Source organism: Enterocloster sp. 210928-DFI.2.20 (assembly GCF_020554465.1).
Classification (GTDB): Bacteria; Bacillota; Clostridia; order Lachnospirales; family Lachnospiraceae; genus Enterocloster; species Enterocloster bolteae.
Map to the genome: position 1 here is coordinate 1 of NZ_JAJCHK010000123.1, position 307 is coordinate 307.

General features: G+C 54.7%; 1 pseudogene. It reads left to right on the forward strand.

Annotation, left to right across the window (positions count from 1 at the left end):
• Positions 1–11 precede the first annotated feature (11 nt).
• Positions 12–307: pseudogene (locus LI015_RS28120) on the forward strand (AAA family ATPase); the annotation flags it as partial.

Consider the following 307-nt stretch of genomic DNA (forward strand, 5'->3'; position numbering starts at 1 on the left):
ATAAGGAGGGGATGAGGTGTTCCCGCTCCATGCTGAGCCAGTACTTAAACGGGAAGTATCCCAGCAACCCGGCAAAGTTGGAGGAACGTCTGGAGAGGTGGCTGGAAGAGACAGAAGAGCAGGAAGCGGCTTTCCGGAAGGAGAAACCACAGGTGGCAGATAAGTATACCCAGCAGATTGCGTGTGAGTTTGCTACCCAGGAAGAGCCAGAGGAAGGAGCACCAGAGGAGCCGCTCCAGGAAGAGCCGCCCCGGATGGGAAGCAAGCCGGATGTGTTTGAATCCGATGATTACATCAACATAGTAGG